We start from the raw sequence: 22237 nt of genomic DNA on the forward strand, positions 1-22237 counted from the left end.
ATCGCGAGCAAGCTCGCTCCTACAGATATTCGTTTATTCGTTGTTACCGACGACCTCCCCGGCCATCGTGATCGCCGCGACCATCATGGTCGCCGCGACCGTTGTGATTGTTGTGCCCACCACCCCGGTGATCGTCATTGTTCCAGTTGCCACGATTGCGGCCATCCCAGCCGTGGTTTTGATAGGCGCGGTAGTCTGCTCGCGGGGCTGACTGGTAATAGCGCGGTGCCGATTGGTAGATCCGCGGCTGCGAGTAGTACCGCGGGGTTGGCTGGTAATACCGGGCTGGCGGCGAGTAGTACCGTGGCGGAGGCGAGTAATAACCTCCACCGCCTGAATAATAACCACCCGAGTAATAGGTCGGCGTTGGCGAGGTGTAAACCTCGGAACTGTAGTAGCTGGCTCCTCCATCGGAATAGGGCACGCAGGCACCCAGTGATAATCCCAACACAGCCATCAGAAAAATTCGGCGGAGCGATTTATGACACAGCATGGCGGCCTCCTGGACCGCGAGTGAGCCACACCAGCGACGCTGGCGAGCGACAGTCAATTATTCGGTGACTGTCGAAAGATCAGACATCGATTTCGAAATCTGGTGCGGTCTTGCAACAAGTTGAAACATCTCACCGATGAAAGGTTTTTCATCTATTCACACCCTGATTAATGGTGCCAGCGGTGATATCCACCGCCGTAATAACGCCCGCCATAGCCCCCGTAGTGATAGTAGCGATAGCCGCCCCAGTAATAGCGCGGTCCGTAAGCGCCACCGTAGTAATAAGGCGAGTAATAACCGGGGTAGTAATAAGGTGTGGTGTACACATCGGCGGGACCGACGTAGTAATAACAAGCGGACAGGCCCAACGCGAAAAACGCCCCCAGCAGCAGGCGACAACGTTTTTTCTGAACGAACATGACGGCCTCCGGGAAGACCAGCGACAACAGCCGGCACACATCCGGCTGACACTACTTTTGACTTGAAAACCGGCACCAAGTGCTGGCCTGCATCAACCATCAGATCAGCGGCAAGCACGTTCCATTGCGGTGCAGCCACGCACCATCACAAGGCAACCTCACGCCCCTTCCAGCGATAAAAATCGCGCAACTCCCCGGCCCAGAGCGTTTCGGCCAACTTGGCACGGCTCTCGCTTTAGCAAACCCGTGCAGGAGTCATCACAGGTTCGCGGCACCACAATTTGCAATGGCTGACTAGGGTTCCGGCTCGCTTTGAGCGAGTGGCTGGTCCGAGAGTTGGCGACCTCCAGTTGAGGTTACACGGCGGGACAAAAGCCCGGGAGACAAGCCACCGTTCGCGGTGCCGCGTTGACTCCTGCCCGCCCTAGATCAACTGGAGAATCACCATGCCCCAGCTTCGTTTACCCGCCCTGCTCGCCGCTGCGTTCGCAGCCCTCGTCAGCGTCTCGTCCCAGGCCACTCAGAAAGACCACTTCAGCGTCTGCTGGACCATCTACGCCGGCTGGATGCCGTGGGAATACGCCGGCAGCCAAGGCATCGTCGACAAATGGGCGAAGAAGTACGGCATCAAGATCGATGTGGTGCAGCTCAACGACTACGTCGAATCCATCAACCAGTACACCGCCGGCCAGTTCGACGGCTGCACCATGACCAACATGGATGCGCTGACCATTCCGGCGGCCGGTGGCGTCGACAGCACCGCGCTGATCGTCAGCGATTTCTCCAACGGCAACGACGGCATCGTGCTCAAGGGTGACGGCAAGAAAGTCACCGACCTCAAGGGCATGGACGTCAACCTGGTCGAGCTCTCGGTGTCCCATTACCTGCTGGCCCGGGCGCTGGATTCGGTGGACCTCACCGAGAAAGACCTGAAAGTGGTCAACACCTCCGACGCCGACATTTCCGCGGCCTTCAATACCGCGCAGGTCAACGCCGTCACCACCTGGAACCCGATGCTTTCGGACATCAAGGCCAAACCCGGCGTGACCGAAGTCTTCAACTCCAGCCAGATCCCCGGCGAAATCATGGACATGATGGTGGTCAACAGCGCCACCCTCAAAGACAACCCGGCCCTGGGCAAGGCCCTGACCGGCGCCTGGTTCGAAGTGGTCGAGTTGATGAACGCGAAAAACGCCGCCAGCAAAGTCGCACTCGAACACATGGCCAAAGCCTCGGGCACTGACCTGGCGGGTTTCCAGGCGCAACTGGACACCACCAAATTGTTCGCCACGCCGAACGAAGCCCTGGCGTTTTCCACCAGCAGGCAACTGCCGGACACCATGCGCAAGGTCGCCGAATTCTCATTCCAGCATGGCTTGCTGGGTGAAGGCGCCAAGGACACCAGCGCAGTCGGCATGGCCTTCGCCAACGGCGTGACCAGCGGCGACAAGACCAACCTCAAGCTGCGTTTCGATCCGACCTACGTGCAGATGGCCGCCGACGCCAAGCTGTAAAAAGAGGAATTGGCCATGCGCCTGATCAATCGCCACCCGGATCGCCCGAGTCGCCTGCTGTTGGTGATCCTGCCGTTCGCCCTGGTGTTGTTCGCCTACTTCATGGGCTCGGCCGAGCGGCTGACGGACAACCCCAACGACAAGCTGTTGCCGAGCGCGGTGCAAATGAGCGACGCGGTCAAACGCCTGGCCTTCGTTGCCGACTCGCGCACCGGTGAATACGTATCGTGGCAAGACACTGCGTCGAGCCTGCGGCGCCTGGCCATCGGCCTCGGTATCAGCGCACTGGCCGGGCTGTGCCTGGGCATCGCCGCCGGCACCTTGCCGCTGTTTGGCGCGCCGTTGTCGCCGTTGCTCACGGTGCTGTCGATGGTGCCGCCCCTGGCGATCCTGCCGATTCTGTTCATCGTGTTCGGGCTGGGCGAGTTGTCGAAAGTGATGCTGATCGTGATCGGCATCACCCCGTGCCTGGCGCGGGACCTGGAACAACGCGCCCGGGAGATTCCGGTCGAGCTGCTGATCAAGGCCCAGACCCTCGGCGCATCAACCTGGACCCTGATGCTGCGCGTGGTGTTGCCGCAACTGCTACCGCGCCTGCTGATCTCGTTGCGGCTGATGCTCGGCTCGGCGTGGCTGTTCCTGATCGCCGCCGAAGCCATCGCCTCCACGGATGGCCTCGGCTACCGGATCTTCCTGGTGCGGCGCTACCTGGCAATGGACGTGATTCTGCCGTACGTGGTCTGGATCACCCTGCTCGCCTGGTTGATGGATTGGGGCCTCAAGCGCCTGACCCAACGCGCGTTCCCCTGGTATGAAGGAGCCCGCGCATGAGCTTCATCACGGTGAAAAACGTCTGGCAGCAATACGCCGATCAGGTGGTGCTCGAAGGGCTGAACCTGAACGTCAACGAGGGTGAATTCTGCACGCTCGTGGGCGCCTCGGGTTGCGGCAAGTCGACCTTCCTGCGCCTGTTGCTCGGTCAGGAACGCGCCAGTCGTGGCGAGATTCTGCTGGATGGCCAGGCCCTGGCCGGCGAACCGGACGCGAGCCGGGGCGTGGTGTTCCAGCGCTACTCAGTGTTCCCGCACTTGACGGTGCTGGACAACGTCGCCCTCGGCCTCGAACTGCCGCGCTCGCCGTTGCTGGGGCGGTTGTTCGGCAGCGCCAAGCGCGATGCACGGGAACAGGCCTCGATCCTGCTGCGCAAAGTCGGCCTCGGCCATTCGCTGGACAAGTACCCGGCACAACTCTCCGGCGGCATGCAACAACGGCTGGCCATCGCCCAGGCGCTGATCATGAAACCCCGGGTGTTGCTGCTCGACGAACCGTTCGGTGCGCTGGACCCGGGCATCCGCAAAGACATGCATCACCTGCTGCTGGAACTGTGGCGCGAGACGCAACTGACGGTGTTCATGGTCACTCACGACCTGTCCGAAGGCTTCAGCCTCGGCACACGTTTGCTGGTGTTCGACAAGGTCCGCGTCGATCCGCACGCCCCCGGCGCCTATGGCGCACGCATCACCTACGACATCCCTTTGAACAGCGACCGCCGCGTCCAGCGCGCCGCCGTCGACGCCCCGCCCGCTCCGTTGGCAGGCACGCTTCGTATCGCTTAGAGGAATTTGGCAATGACTGATTCGACTCAACTGTTTCCCCCGTTCGCCGAAGAAATGCTTCCTGGCGGCGGCCATCGTTCTTTCGTCTTGAAGCGCGGCCAACTGCTGCGCCTGACCGATTTGCGCGGCGGCGCCAACGTCAGCCTGACGCTGCTCAACGCCAACGAAAAAACCGAACGCCTGAACCTGCCCGACAGCCTCAAATGCCAACACACCGCCAAGCTCACCACCGGCCATTGCCTGTACTCGGACATGGGCCGCGTGCTGGCGGCCATCACCGCCGACACCTGTGGCTGGAGCGACAGCCTCGGCGGCGTGCTCTGCGCTGAAGAAGTCGCGGAAAAATACGGCGCCGGCCGCTATCAGGAACTGCGCAATGGCTTCTTCCGCAACGGCACCGACAACCTGCTGGTGGAGCTCGGCAAGTGGGGGTTGGGGCTGTCGGATTTGCTGATGACGCTCAACCTGTTCAGCCGCGTGAACGTCGATGAAGCCGGGCGTTTTCATTTCGTCGACGGCAACTCCAAGGCCGGCGACTACATCGAGCTGTACGCACCGATGGACACGCTGGTGGTGCTGACCGCGTTGCAGCATCCGATGGATCCCTCGCCGGAATACGCACCGAAACCCTTGAAGTTGAGCTGGATGAACGCTGACGCCAGCGTCGCCGAGCATTGCCGCACTTCGCGCCCGGAAAACGAGCGTGGCTTCATCAACACCGACCGTTTGTTCGCCTGAGGATCGCTGCCATGTCACTCGCAATCGCCACCGCTCAACAGCACCCAGACACCGCGGTCTACCGCGCTACCATCCCGGCCGGCGAACCCTGGCTGATGGAGGTCAAGGCTGGCCAGACCCTGCGCATCCTCGACCTGGAAGGCAACCAGGCCGTCGACACCTTGTTCTACAGCGTCGCCAACCCCAAGGAACGCTACGACGTGCAGCGCACCTTGCGCCGGCAGAACAGCGTCTACCTCAGCACCGGCAGCGTGCTGTATTCCAACCTCGGCAAACCGATGCTGACCATCGTCGCCGACACCTGCGGGCGCCACGACACCCTCGGCGGCGCCTGCGCCCAAGAGAGCAACACCGTGCGTTACGCGCTGGAAAAACGCTACATGCACAGCTGCCGCGACAACTACCTGCGCGCCTGCGTGCACGACGGACGACTGGGCAAGGGCGACATCGGGCCGAACATCAACTTCTTCATGAACGTGCCGGTCACGGCCGATGGCGGCCTGACTTTTGAAGACGGCATTTCGGCACCGGGCAAATACGTCGACCTGCGGGCCGAAATGGACGTGATCGTGCTGATCTCCAACTGCCCGCAACTGAACAACCCGTGCAATGCCTACAACCCGACCCCTGCGGAGTTATTGGTATGGAACTGAAAATGGCGTGGTTGCGTAAATGGCTGTTTGCCCTGTGCCAGGCCCGTTCCGGGCAGTGCCTAAAACCTCAAGAACACCACCACCCACTGTAGGAGCGAGCCTGCTCGCGAAAAACCAAAGTGCGCCGCGGGGCATCTGGTTTTACGCGAAATCGTTCACGACCAGCGCGAGCAGGCTCGCTCCTACAGGGGTCGGTGGTGGTTTGAGGTGAATTGATTTTCCCGCCGGGGACGACCCCGGCGCCCAACGAAAAACTGCGGGACGGCCCGCATCCCCTCCAGGGGTTATGCCATGTTCGAAAAAGTCCTGATTGCCAACCGTGGCGCCATCGCCTGCCGCATCCTGCGCACCCTGCGTGAACTGCACGTCAAAGGCGTGGCCGTTTACTCCGAGGCCGATGCCGCGAGCCTGCATATCCTTCAAGCCGACGAAGCCCTCAGCCTCGGCGAAGGCGCCGCTGCCGGCACCTACCTGGCGGTCGACAAAATCCTCGCCATCGCCAAAGCCACCGGCGCCACGGCGATCCATCCCGGCTACGGTTTCCTCTCGGAAAACGCCGCGTTCGCCGAAGCCTGCGAAACCGCCGGCATTGCCTTCATCGGCCCCTCGCCTGAGCAACTGCGGGTGTTCGGTCTCAAGCACACGGCCCGCGCCCTGGCCAAACAACACGGCGTGCCCATGCTCGAAGGCACCGAGTTGCTCGACAGCCTCGACGCGGCCCTGATCGCGGGGGAACAGGTCGGCTACCCGGTGATGCTCAAAAGCACCGCTGGCGGTGGTGGCATCGGCATGCGGGTGTGCCGCAGTGCCGACGAACTGAGCGAATCCTTTGAAGCGGTGAAACGCCTCGGTCAGAACAATTTCAGCGACGCCGGCGTGTTCATCGAGAAGTACATCCAGCGCGCCCGCCATCTGGAAGTGCAGGTGTTCGGCGACGGTCGCGGCGACGTGATTGCCCTCGGTGTGCGCGACTGCTCGGTACAGCGCCGCAACCAGAAAGTACTCGAAGAAACCCCGGCACCGAACCTGCCCGACGGCATGGCCGATGAGCTGTGCGCGGCGGCGATCAAACTGGCCAAAGCGGTGAATTACCGCAGCGCCGGCACCGTGGAATTCGTCTTCGACAGCGAAGACCAGCGCTTCTACTTCCTCGAAGTGAACACTCGGCTGCAAGTGGAACACGGCGTCACCGAGCAGGTGTGGGACGTGGACCTGGTGCGCTGGATGGTGGAACTGGCGGCCGGTGATTTGCCGCCACTGAGCGAATTGAGCCAGGGCTTGAAAGCCGACGGCCATGCGATTCAGGCACGCCTGTATGCCGAAGACCCGGGACGGGATTTTCAGCCGAGCCCAGGCTTGCTGACCGCCGTGCACTTCCCGTCCGCCGACGGCAAGCAGCTGCGCATCGACACCTGGGTCGAAGCCGGTTGCGAGATCCCGCCGTACTTCGACCCGATGATCGCCAAGGTCATCAGTTGGGCACCCACCCGCGAGCAAGCACGCGCCGATCTGCATCAGGCGTTGGGCGACAGCCTGCTGTATGGCGTGGAAACCAATCGCGATTACCTGCGGCAAATCCTGCTCGACGCGCCCTTCGCCAGCGGCCAGCCGTGGACCCGTTGCCTGGAAAACCTGGTCTATCAGGCCAACACGTTTGAAGTGCTCAGCGGCGGCACGCAAACCAGCGTGCAGGATTATCCCGGCCGCCTCGGCTACTGGGCCGTCGGTGTGCCGCCATCAGGCCCGATGGACAGTCGGGCGCTGCGACTGGGCAACGGCTTGCTGGGCAACGACGAAGGCGCCGCGGCGCTGGAGATCACCATGAGCGGGCCATTGCTGCGCTTCAATTGCGAGGCGGTGGTGGCGGTGACCGGGGCGGTGATTCCGCTGACGTTGAACGGCGAAACCGTGGCGATGAACACCGCACTGCCCGTACCCGCCGGTGCCACGCTAAGCCTCGGCACGATTGCCGGGGCCGGCGCTCGCAGCTACCTGTGCCTGCGCGGTGGCCTGCAAGTGCCGGATTACCTGGGCAGCAAAAGCACCTTCACCCTTGGCCAGTTCGGTGGTCATGGCGGTCGTGCGTTGCGGGCTGGCGACGTGTTGCATATCCCGGCCTTGAGCGATCACAGCGCCGGTCAACAACTGGAAGAAGAACAGGTCACCGCGTTACCGGCCGTGCGGCAGATTCGCGTGATCTATGGGCCTCATGGCGCGCCGGAATATTTCACTGAACACTACATCGGCACTTTTTTCGCCACCCAGTGGGAAGTACATTTCAACTCCAGCCGCACCGGCGTTCGCCTGATCGGGCCGAAGCCGGAATGGGTGCGTGCCGATGGGGGTGAAGCCGGGCTGCATCCGTCGAATATTCATGACAACCCGTATGCGATTGGCGCGGTGGATTTCACCGGGGACATGCCGGTCATCCTGGGCCCGGACGGCCCGAGCCTGGGCGGGTTTGTGTGCCCGGTGACGGTCATCGAAGCGGATCTTTGGCAGCTTGGGCAATTGAAGGCCGGCGACAAAGTTCAGTTCCACCCCGTCGATATCAAGACCGCCCGTTCGCTGGCGACACAGCCCCTTTGTGGCGAGGGAGCTTGCTCCCGTTCGAGTGCGAAGCACTCGCCATCAGTCGCATGCGGTGAGCCTGTCGTAACCGAGTCGCTGGGGTTGGGGTCGCTTCGCGACCCAGCGCGAGCAAGCTCGCTCGCCACAGGTAATGTATTCCCACAGGGAATAGTGTCGCCTGTGGTGCTGGATTTGGGTCAGGGGGATACGCGGTTGGTTGCGCGACTGTCCGGCGACACGCATCTGCTCCTGGAAATCGGCGCCCCCGAACTTGATCTGGTTTTGCGCTTCCGCGCCCATGCCCTCATGCAAGCGCTGGAAAGCAAACACCTGCACGGTGTCATCGACCTGACACCCGGCATCCGCTCGCTGCAAGTACACTACCAGCCCGAGCAGCTGTCGCTGGCCGATCTGCTCGGTATCGTCGCCGGTGAATGGGACGCCGTGTGCGCCGCCAAGGACCTGCAAGTGCCGTCGCGCATCGTTCATTTGCCGCTGTCCTGGGACGACCCGGCCTGCCAGCTGGCCATCGAAAAATACATGACCACCGTGCGCAAGGACGCGCCCTGGTGCCCGAGCAATCTTGAGTTCATCCGCCGCATCAACGACCTGCCGAACCTCGATGAAGTGCAGCGCACGGTGTTCGACGCCAGTTACCTGGTGATGGGCCTGGGCGACGTGTACCTCGGCGCACCGGTCGCCACCCCACTCGACCCGCGCCATCGGCTGGTGACCACCAAGTACAACCCGGCGCGGACCTGGACCGCCGAAAACTCGGTGGGCATCGGCGGCGCGTACATGTGCGTGTACGGCATGGAAGGTCCCGGCGGTTATCAGTTCGTGGGCCGCACGTTGCAGATGTGGAACCGTTACCGCGAAGTCGCCGCGTTCGACGGCAAACCGTGGCTGCTGCGCTTCTTCGACCAGATCCGCTTCTACCCGGTGAGCGCCGATGAACTGCTGCGCATCCGCCGGGATTTCCCGCTCGGGCGCTTCGACCTGAACATCGAGCACAGCCAGTTGAACCTCGCCGATTACCAGGCGTTCCTGACCAAAGAAGCCGAGACCATCGCCGCGTTTCGCGATCAACAACAAGGCGCGTTCAACGCCGAGCGCGAACGCTGGATCGCCAGCGGCCAGGCACATTTCGACAGCGAAGAAGCGGCCCCGGAAGCGACCGAAGACACACCACTCGCCCACGGCGAAATGAGCGTCGACAGCCACATCGCCGGCAACCTCTGGCAGGTTCAGGTCGAGACCGGCAGCCGGGTTGAGGCCGGTGATGTGCTGGTGATTCTGGAGTCGATGAAGATGGAGATTCCGCTGCTCGCACCGACTGCTGGCGTGGTGCGCGAGATTCGTGTGCAACCGGGGTCGGCGGTGCGCGCCGGACAGCGCGTCGTGGTGCTGGAACTCGAGTGAACCCATTTTGAAAAGGATCAATGTCATGAACATCAATCTGCAACTCGACACCCTGCGCAGCGCCTACCGCGACGGCAGCACCACACCTCGCAAACTGCTGCTGGGCCTGCGTGACAAGGCTGCCGCGCTGAACCCGGACTATCACCTGTTCATCCACTTGCTCAGTGTCGAAGAACTGGAGCCGTACCTCGCCGCACTCGACGGTCGCGATGTCGACAGCCTGCCGCTGTACGGCGTGCCCTTCGCGATCAAGGACAACATCGATCTGGCGGGCATTCCAACCACGGCGGCGTGCCCGGCGTTTGCCTATGTGCCGGAGCAGTCGGCGACCATCGTCGAGCAATTGCTGGCGCTGGGGGCGATCCCGCTGGGCAAGACCAATCTTGACCAGTTCGCCACCGGGCTCAATGGCAGTCGCTCACCGTACGGTGCCTGCCCGAACAGCGTGCTGCCGGAGTATCCGTCGGGCGGTTCCAGCGCCGGGTCTTCGCTGGCGGTGGCATTGGGTGTGGCGAGTTTTTCCTTGGGCACCGACACGGCCGGTTCCGGGCGAGTGCCGGCGGGGTTGAACAATCTGGTGGGGATGAAAGCCACCAAGGGGCTGATCTCCACGGCGGGCGTGGTGCCGGCTTGTCGCACGCTGGATTGCGTGACCACGTTCACCGCGACCGCTCGGGAAGCCAGTCAACTATTGGCGCTCACGGCGCACCTCGACCCACGCGATGCGTACAGCCGCAGCAATCCGCTGTGGAATGACGGTTCAGCGTTCGGCACGCCGCGCCCCTTCCGTTTCGGCGTACCGCGTGCGCAAGACCTGGAGTTTTTCGGTTGCAGCGAAGGCCCGTTGCTGTTCGGAGATGCAATCGATCAGCTCAAGGCCTTGGGTGGCGAGGCGGTGGAACTGGATCTGTCGCCGTTTCTCGAAGCGGCGCGCTTGCTGTACGAAGGCCCGTGGGTGGCCGAGCGCTACAGCGTCGCCGGTGAGTTGATGGAGCAGAACCCTGAAGCCGTGCTGCCGGTGATTCGAGCCGTGTTGGCCAAGGCGCCGGCGGTGAGCGGCGTGCAAACCTTCCGCGCCCAGTATCGGCTGCAAGCCCTGAAAGCCCTGTGCGACAAGGCGCTGCAAGGCCTGGATTGCGTGGTCACACCGACCATCGGCCGCCCCGTCACCCTGGCAGAACTGGACGCGGAACCGGTGCTGCGCAATTCGGAACTGGGTTACTACACCAACTTCATGAACCTGCTGGACTACGCCGCCGTGGCCGTGCCGAGCGGGTTCATGGCCAATGGTTTGCCATGGGGCGTGACGCTGTTTGGCCGAGCGTTCACGGATCAGTATTTGCTCGGCGTGGCGGATGCCTTCCAACGTCGGCAAGGGTTGGCAACGCCAGCACCGTCGGCCATCGCGCGCAATGATCAGGCACGCTTGGTGGTGTGCGGCGCACATCTGGATGGCCTGGCGCTGAACTGGCAATTGAAGCGCCGTGGCGCGACGTTGGTCGAGTCGACGTTCAGTTCACCGGACTATCAACTGTATGCGTTGGCCGGTGGCCCGCCGTTTCGTCCGGGGATGGTTCGGGTGAAGGATGGCGGCGTGGCGATTGCGGTCGAGGTCTGGCAATTGCCGAGCAGTGAGTTGGGCTCGTTCCTGACCGGGATTCCGGCGCCCCTCGGATTGGGCAAAGTGCAATTGGCGGATGGGCGATGGGAGAGCGGGTTTATCTGTGAGGGGTATGGGTTGGAGGGTGCGGTCGACATCAGCCATTTGGGGGGGTGGCGGGCTTACCTGAAATCCCAGCTCTAAAAGCGAAGTACAAAACCCGTGGGAGCGAGCCTGCTCGCGATAGCGATGTGTCAGTCGACGCTGTTTTTACTGACATACCGCCATCGCGAGCAGGCTCGCTCCCACAGGGGAACGGCGGCGTCCAGGGCGCCTCCGTCTCTGATCCTTGCCGATTCACCCTACAAATCCTGGAGTTATTTCCCCGCAGTGCCACTAGAATGCTTGCCATCGGGTCACTGCCAACGGAACTGTCATGCCGCTTCGCTCGCCGCTGTATTCCCAACGTTCGCTGGTTCTCACGCTGATCGCGCTGCTGGGCGCAGGTTTCCTCGCCACCTCTTTCCTCAGTTACTACGCCTCGCGCGCGTCGATCCGCGACAACATCGTCAACACCGAACTGCCGCTGACGTCGGACACGGTCTACTCGGAAATCCAGAAAGACCTGGTCAGGCCGATCCTGATTTCTTCGATGATGTCCCGCGACACCTTCATGCGCGACTGGGTGGTGAACGGCGAAAACGACCCGGAAAAAATGACCCGTTACCTCAACGAGGTGATGACCCACTACGGCGCCTACACCGCGTTTTTCGTCTCCAACGCCAGCCTCACCTACTACCACGCCAAGGGAGTGCTCAAACAGGTCAAAGCCAGCGAGCCGCGCGATACGTGGTATTTCCGCGTGCGGGACATGGCCGATCCCTACGAGATCAACGTCGATCCGGACCTTGCCAACAAGGACAACCTGACCTTCTTCATCAACTACAAGGTCTACGACTACCACAACCGTTTCATCGGCGCGGCGGGCGTGGGCCTGACGGTCGATGCGGTGATCAAGCTGATCGACAAGTATCAGCAGCGCTACCAGCGCAGCGTGTATTTCGTCGATAAATTCGGGCGCCTGGTGCTCACCGGTGCCGACGGCGGCCCGCAAGGTGCGCACATCGGCCAGAAACTCGACGAGCTTGAGAGCATGAACACGCTCATCAGCCAGTTGCCCAAACCCCACACAGGCAGCTACGAATATTCCGTCCAGGGCCAGGGACATTTCCTCAACGTGCGGTTCATTCCAGAGTTGAACTGGTACCTGTTTGTCGACAAACGTGAAGACGGCGCCCTCAGTGAAATCCGTCAGTCGCTGTACCTCAACCTGCTGATTTGCCTGGTGGTGACGTTGATCGTGCTGGCCCTGCTCAACCGGGTGATCAAAAGCTATCAGGTCAAGATCCAGGCACAAGCGACCCTCGACAGCCTGACCGAGCTACCCAACCGGCGTGGCTTCGACCTGTTGGCCGCGCAAGCCTTGCACGAAGCCCAGCGCGAACCGAAACCGCTGACCGCGCTGCTGCTGGACCTGGACCACTTCAAGGCCTTGAACGACACCTACGGTCACCTCGCCGGCGATCAGGTGCTGATCGGCTTTGCCCGTGACCTGGAGAGTTGCCTGCGGCACTCCGACATCGTCTGCCGCTGGGGCGGTGAAGAGTTCATCGTGCTGCTCAAGGACACGGACGGTGAGACCGGTCTGATGATCGCCGAGAAAATTCGCCAGCATGTGGAACAACAGCGTTATGCCTACAACGGTCATACGCTGCAGCTGACCGTCAGCATCGGCCTGACCACGTTGCAGCCCGATGAAACCTTGCATACCCTGCTGTCCCGGGCCGATCATGCGATGTATCGGGCCAAGCAATCCGGCCGTAACCGCACCTGCGTGGAACTGTCTCACTCCCGTTATGACTATCAAGAACCCGCCTGAACAATGCCCCGCCTGCGGGGCCTCCAACGACTGCACCCTGGCCGATCCGCGCACCGCCGATCGAGCCTGCTGGTGCTTTGGCGTCAGTATCGACCCGGCAGTCCTCAAGGCGCTGCCGGCCGAGCTGCGCGACACATCCTGCCTGTGCCCGCGCTGCGCGCAGGTCGAAACGCAGTTGTAAGCAGCGCCTCGGCCGATCACGTAAGATACGCGGCCCTTTCCCTGCCGATCCCCAGACATGCGTGTTGACCGTTTCCTCAGCAACCTGCCGCGCTTCAACCGTAAGCAGGTTCGCCTGTTGCTGGTGGAAAAACGCATCAGGATTGACGGAAATATCGTCAGCGACCCTCACGCCGAGGTGCGGGAATTCAGTCGGGTCGAAGTCGACGACGAGGTGCTGCAAGTCGGCAAACCGATTCGTCACTTTATGCTGCACAAGCCCGCCGGTTGCGTCAGCGCCACCCGTGATCCGGAGCACCCGACCGTGCTCGACCTGATCCACGAGCCGGACAAGGATGAGCTGCACATCGCTGGTCGCCTGGATTTCAACACCACCGGTCTGATGATCATCACCAACGATGGCAGCTGGTCGCGGCGTCTGACCCAACCGCAAACCAAACTGCCCAAGGTCTATTACGTCGAGACCGAGCAAGAGATCGGCCCGCACTACGCCTTGAAATTCAGCGAAGGGTTGTACTTCGCATTCGAAGACCTCACCACGCTGCCGGCCGAGCTGGAACTGCTCGGGCCGAAGGCTGCGCGCCTGAGTATTGTCGAAGGTCGCTATCACCAGGTGAAGCGGATGTTCGGCCATTTCGACAACAAAGTGCTGCGCCTGCACCGTGAGCGCATGGGTCCGCTGGTACTCGACAGCACGTTGAAACCGGGCGAATACCGCCCGCTGAGCGATGAAGAGATCGGATTGATCTAAGCGGGCGACCGCTCAGCAGAAGTTGTCGAACAATTTACGAATGGCACTTGCGCGATGCCGTTGCCCCTGCTTGAATCAGGTCGTCAGCCGAAATGTGACTGACGAGTCACTACATACTTCTAAGAAACTTTTTGCCGGTTAGTGAGCCCACGGGCTCCGCCTCAGACCGGCAGACTGCCCGCCAATAATAATACCCGTCGACCTGCAGCACCGGATCGACATGGGCCGCAAAATTCCAAGGCATATGCCTACCTGTCACAAAGCTCGTGCAATCTCATTTGCGCGCATACCCGCTTGCCAGGAGTCTTATGACATGAGGCCAGAAATCGCTGTGCTGGATATACAGGGTCAGTATCGGGTTTACACGGAGTTCTATCGCGCAGACGCCGCAGAGAAGACCATTATCTTAGTCAACGGCTCGATGGCCACGACTGCGTCGTTTGCACAGACCGTGAAAAACCTCCACCCGCAGTTCAACGTGGTCTGCTACGACCAGCCCTACGCGGGCCGGTCAAAAGCCCACAACCTGCATGAGAAATTGCTGACCAAGGAAGTTGAAGGGCAGATCCTCCTGGAGCTGATCGACCACTTCGCCGCCGAACACGTGCTGTCGTTTTCCTGGGGTGGCGCCGCGACCCTGGTCGCCCTGGCCCACCGGCCACGACGCATCGAAAAAGCCGTGATCAGCTCGTTCTCCCCTGAGATCAACGCGCACATGCTCGACTACCTCGAGCGCGGCGTCGACTACCTCGGCAGCCGGGATGGCGACCGGGTCGGCACCCTGGTGAACAGCACCATCGGCAAACACTTGCCGACCCTGTTCAAGCGCTTCAACTACCGGCACGTCAGCAGCCTGGCCGATCATGAGTACGGGCAGATGCACTTCCACATCAGCGATTTGCTGCACAGCGATCGCCAGTGCTTCTTCAAGGCCGCAGAAAAAATCGACGTGCCGGTGCTGTTCATGAATGGCGAATGGGACGAATACACCGCCGCCGATGGCGCGCGACTGTTCGCCAACCACGTGAAACAGGCCACCTTCACGACGCTGGAAGCGACCGGTCACTTTCTCGACATGGAACACAAAGCCGCCTGCCGAGACAGCCGCCATGCACTGCTGGGTTTCCTGAAACCTTCGCAGCATGAAAGCCGACCGCGTTACCACTACGTCCAGGATCACCATGCACTGGCCATCTGAAACAGCGTCATCGCGAGCAAGCCCCGACCTGTAGGAGCGAGGCTTGCCCGCGAATGACCGTCACTCGGTCCAGAACCTGTTTCACCCGCGCTAAAGTGATACTGCGCAAAGAAAAACTTCATTTCCAAGCGCACATCTGGTACAAAGTCACCGCTCTGAGCGGGTGTCGTATAATGGCATTACTCCAGCTTCCCAAGCTGATAACGAGGGTTCGATTCCCTTCACCCGCTCCAATCGAATTTTTGTCTCACGTCGTGTTTTGACGGGAGATGCAGGTAAAGAAAAAACCGGCCTTGTTGGCCGGTTTTTTTATGTCTGGCGTTTTGTGGCGTGGGTACTCGCAAAACCCTGCAATACAGAAAACCACTCATTTATGGCCATCCCCGCCTCCCTTCTTCGCACCCTCCTAGACTCGCTTCTTGCCAACTATCCATCGGTGCCCGATCGGGTCCAGTGGTTATAGTGTTGATCATAAAAATTCAGTGGGTATAGTAACCACCTGAGCACACCACACGGAGGTGATGTGAATAGCCGGTTTTTGATAGGCCAAATCGTAGCGGATGGCTGGTGTCTGGTTCGAATCAGGGGCAGTCACCATCACTTCAAGCATCCGACCAAGCCGGGGCTGGTGACGGTTCCTCATCCGAAAAAGGATCTGCTCAAAAAAACAGCCATGAGTATTTTGCAACAGGCGCTGCTCTGACGATCTCAGTAGGCGGGCCATGGAGGACAGTGAACATGCTTTACCCAATAGCAATTTCAACGGGCGACAACGAGCACGCCTGGGGCGTGGAAGTCCCCGATATTCCTGGCTGCTACTCGGCAGGCGACGATCTGGACGACGCGATGGCCATGGCTCGAGAAGCCATTGAAGGCCATTTCGAAATTCTGGCGGAGGACGGCTCGCCGATTCCGACGGCCAATAAAGTCACCTTGCATGCGGCCAATCCGCAATACGCGGGCTGCACCTGGGCGCTGGTCGACATTGATGTCACCAAATACCTGGGCAAAGCCCAGAAACTGAACATCACACTGCCGGGTTACCTGCTCAACCGCATCGATGAGTACGTGTTGCATCATCCGGAGGAGAAAAGCCGTTCGGGGTTCCTGGCGTCAGCAGCACTGAAGGTGTTGCAGCAGGGCTGACCAGTTTTGCGCGATGCCCTCGTATGTTTTGCATATAGATCCTCGCGAGCCAGTAAAAGAAGCCGTAGCACAGCATCAAACCCGTCGAAAAACACCCTACTCTGCCCTCTCACCTTTCACGCAGAGATAAGCATGGACAATTCAGAGTTGGGGCTCATGATCATTTCAATGATTGGGTTGTTCGGCTTTGCCTCGTTTCTTTTCGACTACTTGAGTGCCCGGCGCAGGGACAGATAACGTTCAACGTTAGCCGTCCCTTTTTTGCGCTTAGCGGGTGGCGACGATGAACAATCGCGGAAACGGTAGCAGCACCGAACCATCGCTCAACGCCGGATAAGCCTGCTCGATCGCAGCGTGATATTGCTTGAGGTATTGAGTCTTTTCCGCGTCATTCAGTGGCTCGAGAAACGGCCGCAAACCGCTGCCCTTGAACCACTCCACCACGCCCGACGCGCCGCCCGCCAGCGGGTGATGGTAGGTGGTGCGCCACACATCGACGCGCGCGCAGTGCGGTCGCAACATTGAGTAGTAGGCGCTGGCACTCGCCATCTCCGTGCGTTGCCCGGCGGCATTTGCCAATTTTCCCGCCCACGGGCCATCGGCAGCCACTTCGCGCATCAGGCGATGGGACGGTTCGTTGAGGTTATCGGGCATCTGGATCGCGAGGCTGCCACCTTCGGTCAGGCGGGCGGCCAGCGATGGCAGCAACGTTGCGTGATCGGGTAACCACTGCAACACCGCGTTGGCGAAGATCACGTCGAACGGGCCACTGTCGTTCCAAGTGCCGATATCAACGGTGTCGAACTGCAGCTGCGGCAAGCGCTTGCGAGCGGCATCGATCATGTCGCTCGAACTGTCCACGCCACGCACCGTGGCGTTGGTGAAGCGCTCTACCAGCAACTCGGTCGAATTGCCGGGGCCACAACCGATGTCGATGGCCGAGCGTGCATCCACGGGCGGGATCGCCGCCAGCAAATCGCGAGCCGGGCGTGTGCGTTCATCTTCAAAAGCGACGTATTGCTTGGCGGACCAGCTCATTGCGTTCTCCTGACGGTACGTTGTGGGTGGGACAGACAGCCGGATCGCTACGATACATCGTCTGGCAGGTTTCGCTCTATCCCACTATTGGCTGCATGCATCGCTGAACGCTTCAGCAAAAAAACCGGCTTAATTAGCCGGTTTTTTCGTCGGAAGATAAGGAGCCTAATCGTAGTACCCGACGGTCTTTTTCAAATGATCCGAGTACTCGTAGATATCGTCGACCGAGTTGATTGCATGCCGGGTTTCATTCTTTTCCTCGTCAAAAATGCCGATGTACTTTTGTGAGCGATTGAAGTGCAGACGGCAGATCGGTTTGCGGTTGTTGTCATCGAGCAGAATGCCGAAATAGCTCTGAGTATCGCGTTGAACAATTCGTTTGGCGTCCACGACAGAACGAACGACGGCGCGGACGATGTGATAACCCTCCAGTTCCTCCAACGTTGTCAGAACCTTGCCTTCTGATTCATCCCGCAGATCCGGTTGCTCAGCATCACCGGAAGCAACCGTCAAGGAGGCGAGCGTAGGCTGAATAGCTCCGCTCATCGCCGACTTGAGCCGGTCATTTATCTGGTCATTAAGAAACTGCGCCACAGCCTTTCTCGTCAGCTCATGGAACTGCTCACGGACTTTCTGAGTAATCACCCCGTCGTAGACACGCGAAGCGAACACTTTCACAAAGTCATCGTCGGGCTTGCTGACCTGGGACGCGATGACTTTTTTGATTTGGCTGACGTATTTCAATTCACCCGCGGCGCTGATAATCGAATCAACATCGAACGCTGACTTGGTAAGTTTTACCAGCTCGGGGACGGAATACTCGTCGATATCTAAGAGATCTAGCTCGAGAAATGGCTTCTCATCCATTTTGTTGGCAGCATCCAGGTCAGTGAAAAACTTGTAGACCTGTCCGTTGGTAAGGATAGAGATGCGAGCACTGGTGACATGGAAATAGCGGAACAACTGTGAGGCATGATTGATGTGCAGCGGTTCGCCTATTTTTTTGCATTCGATAAGTATCTGAACCTCACCAGCCTTCATGATTGCGTAGTCAATCTTCTCTCCCTTCTTCGTTCCTACATCGCAAACGAATTCAGGAGTAACTTCGGTCGGGTCGAAGACATCGTACCCGAGCACCGTGCTGATAAAGGGCATGACAAAAGCGTTCTTGGTCGCCTCTTCGGTTTGAATTGCAGCGCTCTGCAAACGAACTTTGGCGGCTAAACTTGTCAACTTTTCGAAAAAATCCATGCGTGACCCCTTCTTGATTTCGATCCATGTGTTTGCGTGCTGGCAAATTGACTGCCTCTGATACTAGACACAAACCGCCACAAAGACAGATTCCAGCCAAGAATTGCGAAAAACCGCGCCCCGCACTCGGGTTGGGGTGCTCCGCCTTTCACCGAATACAAAAATGTAATCAGGACTTTCATCCCGCCCGCGCTGTCACAAACTCAAGCGCATCCCAATAAGGAACACGGCCATGAAATTCGCAAAAATCTCGCAGAAACTCGCCTTGTGGGCAGGCAGCCCGAAGACGTTCCTGGGGGCGTTGATCTTGATTGCACTCTGGGGGCTGAGCGGGCCGATTTTCCATTTCAACGACACCTGGCAACTGATCATTAACACCTCGACCACCATCATCACTTTCCTGATGGTGTTCCTGATTCAGAACACGCAGAACCGCGACACGGACATTTTGCATTTGAAAATCGATGAGTTGCTGCGGGTGACCAAAGAGGCGCAGAACGCGATGCTGGGGCTCGAAGCGCTGGACCTCAAACAATTGGAAGCGCTGAGAAAACAGTACCGGCAACTGGGTGAAGGCGAGACGGTTTCCCTGGACGGGCCTGTCGTCCAGGAAAAGAACAAGCAGGATTTGAATGAATGCTGAGGGCAAAACGCGAGTGGCCCGAGGTCACCCGCGCGTTCTGATGATTAGCGACCCGCTTGCAGGGCCCTGGCCATTTGCAGATGGTTTTGCAGTTTTGGCAGGGTTTCCTCAGCGAATGCCTTGATTTCCGGTACGTCGGTGGTCTGGGCTTCCTGCTGCAGTTGGTCAATGGCGTCCTGGGTGGTTTTCACCTGACTGGCGGCATACGCCTGATCAAAGGATGCACCGTCCTGCACTTCTGGCATCAAGCCCTTGGCCTTGCCGACGACTTCTTCCCGTGGCGCCACCGGCAGGTCCAGTTGCTTGGCGATTTTCGCCAGGTGCTGGTTGGCGGTGGTACGGTCGTTGATGACGACGATGGTGTAATCCTTGACCTCTTTGGATTCGGTTTTCTGATGGGCCAGACGGCTGGCTTCGATGTCGGCCATGCCTTTGGCCGATGCATCGTTGATGAATTCGGCGGGGGTCTGGGCAAAGGCACTGCTGGCACACAGGCCCAGTAACGTGGCAAAACTGGCATTGCGTAAGCGGGTGGCCATCCGGCTCATGGTCGCGCCCTCCTTTAATAAAATTCAAACGGGAGCTTACGCTCCCGCCTCTCAATCAAAACTGCCTTCACCACTACTTGGATTTCTGACCACCTTTGCGGCCCATGTCGGGTTTCGAAGGTTCTTTATCGACAGTCGTGGTGGTGGTTTTCCCACCTTTGCGGCCGGCTTCAGACGCCTTCGTTCGATCGTTGGCGAAGTTTCCCGAGTTCGAGTTTCTTGAATTAGGCATGATTCTCTACCTCTTGGTGATGATCGCGGCGAGCAGGAGCTCGCATAGGATCTGAATTTCGATCGCCAAAAAGGTTTAGAAAAACTGCCCATGCCGCGACGAACGGTGGCGATCCTCAGACCAATCGCAGGTGATGCTCGCGCTTGGCGCTGTACATGGCTTCGTCGGCATGCCGGAACAGCTGCTTTTCTTCAGTGCCATGGTCGGGGTATCGCGCGACACCGATACTCGTGTGGATGTTCAGGCTGTGCCCGTCCAGACGCAGCGGTTGCGCCAGCACCTGACGGATTTTTGCGGCGACGCGGTCGGCATCTTCTGCGCTGTGAATGCTGTGCAACAACACCACAAACTCGTCTCCGCCGATGCGCGACACCGTGTCGGTCTCCCTCACGCAGCCCTTGAGTCGGTTGGCCACCGCTTGCAGCATCATGTCGCCGACGGCGTGGCCATGGGTGTCGTTGACCTGTTTGAAACGGTCGAGGTCGACGTAGAGCAACGCCATTCGTCCGCTTTCTTCTTTGGCCACGGTCAGCGAGTCCTTGAGTCGCTCGCGCAGCAGCTCGCGGTTGGGCAGCTGGGTCAACTGGTCGTATTGGGCCATGCGCTGCAGTCGGGCATGCAACTGTTTGCGCTCGATCGCGGTGGCGACCTGGGCGCAAACGAACTGCAACAACTCCTTGTCCTGCTCGGTGTAGCGTTCCCCACCGGGTACGCTTTTGACGATCAGCGCGCCGATGGTGCCGTTTTGCGAATTCAGTGGCACACCGAGCCAGCACCGCGAGGTCTGTTCAGCGGTCAGCCCCTCGAACCCGGCGGGCGGAACAGCCTGATCCGGGGTCAGCAGAATCGGCAGGCCCGTGCGCATCACCTCGGCACACAAGCGCCCAGTGACCGTGCCGGGCTGTTCGGGCTGCGGTTCATGATCATCGATGTGGTAAGGGAAATTCAGCTGCGCGCAGTGTTCGTCATACAGCGCCACGGAGAAATTCAGCGCCGGCAACCATTCGCCGATAATCAAGTGGATACGCTTGAACAGCGCCAGCAAGTCTTCCGCCGCATGCGCCGCCTCGGAAATCGCATACAACGCCGCTTGCCGCGACTCGGCCTGCTTGCGATCAGTGATATCGCGCGCCACCGCGATGCGCAGCTGATCGACCTCCGACCAGCGCGCCGACCACAGGATGTGCACCACCCGGCCATCCTTGCGCACGTAACGGTTTTCGAAGTTGAGCTTGGGCTCGCCGGCCATGATGTCGCGCGCGGCGTCGAGGGTGCGCTGACGGTCGGCGGGGTGCACCAGGTCAATCATCTGCTGACCGACCAGTTCGTCAGGGGTGTAACCGAAGACCCGTTCGCAGGCTGCGCTGACAAACACGAAGCGTCCCTGTTTATCGACCGCACAAACGGCGTCCAGCAAGAGATCGATGTAGCTCGCCAACGGCGCGGAGTTTCTGATTGCCATGGTGCCCTGCGGAGACCTCAAGCCTTGTTCGTGACCAGTCCTGGCAAAGCATGCGCCAGGGCGTTGATGGCAAAACCGATGAACATCACACCGCACAACCGGGTAATCAGCAGCTCATGGCGCTGGTACAACGTGCGTACCTGACGCGCGCCGACAATGCCGATGAGAATAGCGTATGCGATGAGACCGCCAACAAAACTCAGGACAATCAACCACGGCAGCATCGACCAATGCAGCAACTCAGCGCGACTAGAAAGCAGCGCCGTGAATGTGGCGACTGCCACCGGGTAAGCTTTTGGATTGGTCAGGCCAAACAGAATGCCGTGCCAGAACGGCTGCCGCGCCGGGCCCTGAGGCGCTTGGGCGTTGCTGCGTTTGGCCCGTATCGCCCGCAAACCGAGCCAGAACAGATAGAGCCCGCTGAGCACGCCCAGCACGTCGAACGCCGTGCTGCCAATTTCCCGTGCACCGACAATCGCGATCAACGCGGTGCTGCACCAGACCACGTCCCCGAGCAGATGCCCGCAAAGAAACCCGGCCCCTGCCCGCCGCCCCCGCGCCGCGCCGATGCCGAACACTGCCAATACACCTGGCCCCGGTGTGATGCCGTAAATGAAACCCGAGGCAAGAACGGCCATTAGCAGCGATGGGGTCATGGGATGTCCTGAGCGACCAGTGATCGAATGCACGCAAGTCTATCTCAGGTTGCTGCGTGTCGAATTGCTGATTGTCGAACAACTTTGTGCTCGAATCAGCTGTCGAGTTAAGCGTGGGACTTCGGGAAGTACGATGGTGACTGTTAGTCAGTCATCGCGAGCAGGCT

General features: G+C 60.0%; 22 protein-coding genes, 1 tRNA gene and 1 riboswitch. Of the genes, 15 read left to right on the plus strand and 8 right to left on the minus strand.

Features of this window, described 5'->3' with window-relative positions; all coding sequences use genetic code 11:
- Positions 1–43: 43 nt before the first annotated feature.
- Complete coding sequence (locus EJA72_RS14605) at positions 44–493, minus strand: hypothetical protein (RefSeq protein WP_157712134.1); 450 nt, start codon at positions 491–493, stop codon at positions 44–46.
- Positions 494–660: 167 nt separating this feature from the next.
- Positions 661–912 (minus strand): hypothetical protein, encoded by a 252-nt coding sequence (locus tag EJA72_RS14610; protein WP_157712135.1) that lies wholly within the window; start codon positions 910–912, stop codon positions 661–663.
- A 283-nt stretch (positions 913–1195) separates the two neighbouring features.
- Positions 1196–1297, plus strand: a riboswitch (guanidine-I (ykkC/yxkD leader).
- A gap of 61 nt (positions 1298–1358) precedes the next feature.
- On the opposite strand from EJA72_RS14610, the gene EJA72_RS14615 reads away from it, so the two are divergent.
- From EJA72_RS14615 to EJA72_RS14680, 14 genes are all read left to right on the plus strand, one after another.
- Positions 1359–2426, plus strand: a complete 1068-nt coding sequence (locus EJA72_RS14615) for a putative urea ABC transporter substrate-binding protein (protein ID WP_157712136.1) — start codon at positions 1359–1361, stop codon at positions 2424–2426.
- Positions 2427–2441: 15 nt separating this feature from the next.
- Complete coding sequence (locus tag EJA72_RS14620) at positions 2442–3257, plus strand: ABC transporter permease (RefSeq protein ID WP_157712137.1); 816 nt, start codon at positions 2442–2444, stop codon at positions 3255–3257.
- The gene (locus EJA72_RS14625) at positions 3254–4042 is read left to right on the plus strand and encodes an ABC transporter ATP-binding protein (protein WP_157712138.1); all 789 of its coding nucleotides are present in this window, start codon (positions 3254–3256) and stop codon (positions 4040–4042) included. The genes EJA72_RS14620 and EJA72_RS14625 overlap by 4 nt, the downstream gene beginning before the upstream one ends.
- 12 nt (positions 4043–4054) lie before the next feature.
- Positions 4055–4780 carry an urea amidolyase associated protein UAAP1 gene (locus tag EJA72_RS14630; protein ID WP_157712139.1) on the plus strand — a complete coding sequence of 242 codons (726 nt, stop codon included), beginning with the start codon at positions 4055–4057 and terminating at the stop codon, positions 4778–4780.
- An 11-nt stretch (positions 4781–4791) separates the two neighbouring features.
- Positions 4792–5433, plus strand: a complete 642-nt coding sequence (locus EJA72_RS14635; RefSeq protein ID WP_157712140.1) for an urea amidolyase associated protein UAAP2 — start codon at positions 4792–4794, stop codon at positions 5431–5433.
- Positions 5434–5724: 291 nt separating this feature from the next.
- Complete coding sequence (gene uca, locus EJA72_RS14640; protein WP_157712141.1) at positions 5725–9426, plus strand: urea carboxylase; 3702 nt, start codon at positions 5725–5727, stop codon at positions 9424–9426.
- Between the two features lie 25 nt (positions 9427–9451).
- Positions 9452–11230, plus strand: coding sequence for an allophanate hydrolase (atzF, locus tag EJA72_RS14645; protein WP_157712142.1), 1779 nt, complete (start codon positions 9452–9454; stop codon positions 11228–11230).
- Positions 11231–11462: 232 nt separating this feature from the next.
- Complete coding sequence (locus EJA72_RS14650) at positions 11463–12965, plus strand: diguanylate cyclase (RefSeq protein WP_157712143.1); 1503 nt, start codon at positions 11463–11465, stop codon at positions 12963–12965.
- On the plus strand, positions 12943–13146 hold the full coding sequence (locus tag EJA72_RS14655) for a cysteine-rich CWC family protein (protein ID WP_157712144.1): 204 nt from the start codon (positions 12943–12945) through the stop codon (positions 13144–13146). Before EJA72_RS14650 ends, EJA72_RS14655 begins: the two co-directional genes overlap by 23 nt.
- 57 nt (positions 13147–13203) lie before the next feature.
- Positions 13204–13896 (plus strand): pseudouridine synthase, encoded by a 693-nt coding sequence (locus EJA72_RS14660; RefSeq protein ID WP_157712145.1) that lies wholly within the window; start codon positions 13204–13206, stop codon positions 13894–13896.
- A gap of 313 nt (positions 13897–14209) precedes the next feature.
- Positions 14210–15094, plus strand: coding sequence for an alpha/beta fold hydrolase (locus EJA72_RS14665; RefSeq protein WP_157712146.1), 885 nt, complete (start codon positions 14210–14212; stop codon positions 15092–15094).
- A gap of 159 nt (positions 15095–15253) precedes the next feature.
- A tRNA-Gly gene (locus EJA72_RS14670) sits at positions 15254–15327 on the plus strand.
- Positions 15328–15617: 290 nt separating this feature from the next.
- A complete protein-coding gene (locus EJA72_RS14675; RefSeq protein ID WP_178129373.1) occupies positions 15618–15797 on the plus strand; it encodes a type II toxin-antitoxin system HicA family toxin in 180 nt (59 codons plus the stop codon).
- 35 nt (positions 15798–15832) lie between these two features.
- On the plus strand, positions 15833–16240 hold the full coding sequence (locus EJA72_RS14680; RefSeq protein ID WP_157712147.1) for a type II toxin-antitoxin system HicB family antitoxin: 408 nt from the start codon (positions 15833–15835) through the stop codon (positions 16238–16240).
- A 267-nt stretch (positions 16241–16507) separates the two neighbouring features.
- Here the strand turns inward: EJA72_RS14680 and tam are convergent, their stop codons facing one another.
- Together tam and EJA72_RS14690 are read right to left on the minus strand one after the other, a co-directional pair.
- Positions 16508–17278 carry a trans-aconitate 2-methyltransferase gene (gene tam, locus EJA72_RS14685; protein ID WP_157712148.1) on the minus strand — a complete coding sequence of 257 codons (771 nt, stop codon included), beginning with the start codon at positions 17276–17278 and terminating at the stop codon, positions 16508–16510.
- A gap of 165 nt (positions 17279–17443) precedes the next feature.
- A complete protein-coding gene (locus EJA72_RS14690; protein ID WP_157712149.1) occupies positions 17444–18529 on the minus strand; it encodes a type I restriction endonuclease in 1086 nt (361 codons plus the stop codon).
- 232 nt (positions 18530–18761) lie between these two features.
- Between EJA72_RS14690 and EJA72_RS14695 the strand changes: the two genes are divergently transcribed.
- Positions 18762–19172: a low affinity iron permease family protein gene (locus tag EJA72_RS14695; protein ID WP_157712150.1), complete on the plus strand. Its 411-nt coding sequence runs from the start codon at positions 18762–18764 to the stop codon at positions 19170–19172.
- Positions 19173–19216: 44 nt separating this feature from the next.
- On the opposite strand, the gene EJA72_RS14700 is transcribed toward EJA72_RS14695, so the two are convergent.
- The 4 genes from EJA72_RS14700 to EJA72_RS14715 form a co-directional block, all read right to left on the minus strand.
- Positions 19217–19720, minus strand: coding sequence for a DUF4142 domain-containing protein (locus EJA72_RS14700; RefSeq protein WP_157712151.1), 504 nt, complete (start codon positions 19718–19720; stop codon positions 19217–19219).
- A gap of 73 nt (positions 19721–19793) precedes the next feature.
- Entirely contained in the window at positions 19794–19952 is a 159-nt protein-coding gene (locus EJA72_RS14705; protein WP_157712152.1) for a KGG domain-containing protein, read from the minus strand.
- Positions 19953–20067: 115 nt separating this feature from the next.
- A complete protein-coding gene (locus EJA72_RS14710) occupies positions 20068–21414 on the minus strand; it encodes a diguanylate cyclase domain-containing protein (protein ID WP_157712153.1) in 1347 nt (448 codons plus the stop codon).
- 17 nt (positions 21415–21431) lie between these two features.
- On the minus strand, positions 21432–22070 hold the full coding sequence (locus EJA72_RS14715; protein WP_157712154.1) for a LysE family translocator: 639 nt from the start codon (positions 22068–22070) through the stop codon (positions 21432–21434).
- Positions 22071–22237 lie beyond the last annotated feature (167 nt).

Origin of the sequence: Pseudomonas sp. PB120, assembly GCF_009761815.1 — a bacterium.
Classification (GTDB): Bacteria; Pseudomonadota; Gammaproteobacteria; order Pseudomonadales; family Pseudomonadaceae; genus Aquipseudomonas.

What these genes read in the sequence shown, in the direction of transcription:
- EJA72_RS14605 (WP_157712134.1), bottom strand. Translation starts at nt 493, where the DNA reads ATGCTGTGTCATAAATCGCTCCGCCGAATTTTTCTGATGGCTGTGTTG.
- EJA72_RS14610 (WP_157712135.1), bottom strand. Translation starts at nt 912, where the DNA reads ATGTTCGTTCAGAAAAAACGTTGTCGCCTGCTGCTGGGGGCGTTTTTC.
- EJA72_RS14615 (WP_157712136.1), top strand. Translation starts at nt 1,359, where the DNA reads ATGCCCCAGCTTCGTTTACCCGCCCTGCTCGCCGCTGCGTTCGCAGCC.
- EJA72_RS14620 (WP_157712137.1), top strand. Translation starts at nt 2,442, where the DNA reads ATGCGCCTGATCAATCGCCACCCGGATCGCCCGAGTCGCCTGCTGTTG.
- EJA72_RS14625 (WP_157712138.1), top strand. Translation starts at nt 3,254, where the DNA reads ATGAGCTTCATCACGGTGAAAAACGTCTGGCAGCAATACGCCGATCAG.
- EJA72_RS14630 (WP_157712139.1), top strand. Translation starts at nt 4,055, where the DNA reads ATGACTGATTCGACTCAACTGTTTCCCCCGTTCGCCGAAGAAATGCTT.
- EJA72_RS14635 (WP_157712140.1), top strand. Translation starts at nt 4,792, where the DNA reads ATGTCACTCGCAATCGCCACCGCTCAACAGCACCCAGACACCGCGGTC.
- uca (WP_157712141.1), top strand. Translation starts at nt 5,725, where the DNA reads ATGTTCGAAAAAGTCCTGATTGCCAACCGTGGCGCCATCGCCTGCCGC.
- atzF (WP_157712142.1), top strand. Translation starts at nt 9,452, where the DNA reads ATGAACATCAATCTGCAACTCGACACCCTGCGCAGCGCCTACCGCGAC.
- EJA72_RS14650 (WP_157712143.1), top strand. Translation starts at nt 11,463, where the DNA reads ATGCCGCTTCGCTCGCCGCTGTATTCCCAACGTTCGCTGGTTCTCACG.
- EJA72_RS14655 (WP_157712144.1), top strand. Translation starts at nt 12,943, where the DNA reads ATGACTATCAAGAACCCGCCTGAACAATGCCCCGCCTGCGGGGCCTCC.
- EJA72_RS14660 (WP_157712145.1), top strand. Translation starts at nt 13,204, where the DNA reads ATGCGTGTTGACCGTTTCCTCAGCAACCTGCCGCGCTTCAACCGTAAG.
- EJA72_RS14665 (WP_157712146.1), top strand. Translation starts at nt 14,210, where the DNA reads ATGAGGCCAGAAATCGCTGTGCTGGATATACAGGGTCAGTATCGGGTT.
- EJA72_RS14680 (WP_157712147.1), top strand. Translation starts at nt 15,833, where the DNA reads ATGCTTTACCCAATAGCAATTTCAACGGGCGACAACGAGCACGCCTGG.
- tam (WP_157712148.1), bottom strand. Translation starts at nt 17,278, where the DNA reads ATGAGCTGGTCCGCCAAGCAATACGTCGCTTTTGAAGATGAACGCACA.
- EJA72_RS14690 (WP_157712149.1), bottom strand. Translation starts at nt 18,529, where the DNA reads ATGGATTTTTTCGAAAAGTTGACAAGTTTAGCCGCCAAAGTTCGTTTG.
- EJA72_RS14695 (WP_157712150.1), top strand. Translation starts at nt 18,762, where the DNA reads ATGAAATTCGCAAAAATCTCGCAGAAACTCGCCTTGTGGGCAGGCAGC.
- EJA72_RS14700 (WP_157712151.1), bottom strand. Translation starts at nt 19,720, where the DNA reads ATGAGCCGGATGGCCACCCGCTTACGCAATGCCAGTTTTGCCACGTTA.
- EJA72_RS14705 (WP_157712152.1), bottom strand. Translation starts at nt 19,952, where the DNA reads ATGCCTAATTCAAGAAACTCGAACTCGGGAAACTTCGCCAACGATCGA.
- EJA72_RS14710 (WP_157712153.1), bottom strand. Translation starts at nt 21,414, where the DNA reads ATGGCAATCAGAAACTCCGCGCCGTTGGCGAGCTACATCGATCTCTTG.
- EJA72_RS14715 (WP_157712154.1), bottom strand. Translation starts at nt 22,070, where the DNA reads ATGACCCCATCGCTGCTAATGGCCGTTCTTGCCTCGGGTTTCATTTAC.